Annotated in this window: 3 protein-coding genes; all 3 read left to right on the forward strand. The window is 35.1% G+C overall.

The window, feature by feature from the left end:
• On the forward strand, positions 1-416 hold a 416-nt coding region (locus DW938_RS15025; protein WP_207660717.1), incomplete at its 5' end, for a DUF4367 domain-containing protein.
• A gap of 335 nt (positions 417-751) precedes the next feature.
• Complete coding sequence (locus tag DW938_RS13480; RefSeq protein WP_117878800.1) at positions 752-1,183, forward strand: hypothetical protein; 432 nt, start codon at positions 752-754, stop codon at positions 1,181-1,183.
• A gap of 73 nt (positions 1,184-1,256) precedes the next feature.
• Positions 1,257-2,378 (forward strand): hypothetical protein, encoded by a 1,122-nt coding sequence (locus tag DW938_RS13485; protein WP_118125414.1) that lies wholly within the window; start codon positions 1,257-1,259, stop codon positions 2,376-2,378.
• Positions 2,379-2,530 lie beyond the last annotated feature (152 nt).

Consider the following 2,530-nt stretch of genomic DNA (forward strand, 5'->3'; position numbering starts at 1 on the left):
TTGTTGGTTTGTTTGCAAGCAGCAATGATAATAATACTGATGTCTGGAATGTACATGGGTATGTTCCTGCCGATGATCTTACAGATGTTTTTGTGTGTTGTGAACCAACATATATCCCGAATGGATTTGCTGAACAGGACCGAACTCAAGAAGAAACTATGCTTATCATTGATTATTCTTCTAATAATGAATTTATCGAGTACACTCAAAGCAGTATATTAACGAATAATCAGATAGATACGCAAAACAGGACAACTGAAAAGGTATCGATAAATGACAATGACGCTCTGCTGTCTTACGATGCCTATACATCAACTATTGTATGGACTGATGGCAGATATTCTTATACAATAACCGGAGATTTGTGTAAAAGTGACATAATTAAGATGGCTGATTCGGTAAACTCTACAAAATAAAATATTTTTCTGAAAAAGTGTGTACAAATTCACTCAAGCTTGTATCTTACTATATGAGGGGACAAAATCTTGAGGAAAGGAGTGCACATTTTTTATGCAATAATAATAAAAACAAGTACGTGCAATTGTGAAAACATACAAACTTATGTATTTCAATCAGCCATTTTTACTGCTTTTTCGGTTTATATAATTGAAAGCTGCTTAGTCCAATGAAGATGTGAATATTTATTATGCACAATTCTCCGTTGCAATAATTGTGTGATATGATGAAATTTAATTTTATTTGCAACAAAATTACCCAAAAAACACTCTTATATTATGAAAGGACGTTTAATATGAAAAAGATCGTAAAAAGGATCGCAGCTATGGGTGCTGCTGTTATGATGATGAGTTCTATGGCTATTGGGGCTAGTGCGGCAAACTCCTACAATCTGCACTATACTAAAGGAGCTCCGTCATCAGATAACGTTTGTGAGAAATGGATGTATGGTATAAAGGCACAGAATAATGGCTATTTAAAATCCACCTGCAAATCCATAAATACAAGTGGCAAGTTTAGTGTCTTAGCAAATGGATACAGATCTTCAAGCCATACTATTAATTGTGGTTCTTTCGATATCTGGAACAAAGGAACAACAAATTGGAAAAATTCTAATTATAAGAAGGGTTATTCTTATGATGTTGTTGCTGAATTTGGAGTGTCTGGCGGTTACACAAATATTTCAAAGTATGTTTCAAGTGCTTCTGCGTCAGGAAGTTTTAACTAAAGAATAGTATTTTGAGCCGCTGCGGATTATCTTGCTGGTAATGACGAGCGGCTCTTACTTTAGAGGATAAATTATGATGAAAAAGATTTGTATTTTGGTTGTTGCGGGGTGCATGGTACTTTCAGCGTGTTCAAACAAAACTAATAATGTAAAATTCAGTGAATTTAATTCTGAATATGTGCCTGTAAATGAAATAACAGATACATATTCAAAAGCCCTCAAATTGGAGTATGCCCATTTCACTATTCGTGACAGTGTAAGAATATCTGATGTGAGTTCAGTTAGCAGAACGTTATATAAGCCATCGGACGGTTTTCTGTTCAATAAAGAGCAGAGATTTATAGACTATTTAAACGGCAGTCCTGTTGATCTTAGCAAAATAAGTGTTAGCAGTGACGATATGGGTGAATATCATCAGCTTAACGCCGAAGGAGGTTATCCCTACTTTACTGATTATGATGGTGGCTCGATAGTATGGATCAAAGACGAAGATGCTGAGGCTTTTTTTCTAACTAATGAAAACATTACAGTAAAACGATATTATTGTTGCAACACCTTTGATGATGAGAAATATAAGCTTAAAGACTGTGAAATGTCCATAAGTGAGGCAATAGAAAAAAGTGCTGAATTTTCAGAGGGACTGAGAAAAATTGGCTACCCACAAATGTCGCCTTTTGAGATCAGAGTTGAGAAAATAAACGATACTTATGCGTTCAGAATAGATATGGTGCAACAGGATAACGGAGTACCGTTGAGAGCAGCTAACAGTGGCTTTGAGGGCAGGGAATCCTCTGTCAATGATGTTTTCACAGGTCGATTGAGCAAAATAAATTCAAATCCAGCGGGATACACAGTGCTTATAACTTCTTCGTCCGATATAGGTTGTTTTAGAAATAATGAAAATGTATTTTGTGAATATGAAAAAGAGAATATCGACAAGGTGATAACACCATATTCTGCACTTAGATATATTGATGACAATTTAAGTGATAATTCCAGTTACGAGGTGGATTACATAGGTCTTGAAAATAAGATATACTGGGTGGACTCTGAAACGGGCGTATATTCAAGTACTCCAATGTGGACTGTTTCGCTCTATAGCCCTACTGAGGAAAAATTATACTATGCTTTGGTAGATTGTGAAACGGGTGATTTTTCATTTTATTCACAAAGCAGTGATGATATAAATTTGTAATTTTACAATATAGATCGGAGTTGATAAAGTATGGATAACAGCATAAAAATATAATGCGATACCGCATAACTCTGTCAAGCGGTCTTTGTGCGGTATTGCCTTGTATTATAAGAAATCAAAGGAGCAACAAAATGAAGCTGCATTTAAAAATA

This window comes from Ruminococcus sp. AM43-6 (assembly GCF_003461785.1).
Taxonomy (GTDB): Bacteria; Bacillota; Clostridia; order Oscillospirales; family Ruminococcaceae; genus Hominimerdicola; species Hominimerdicola aceti.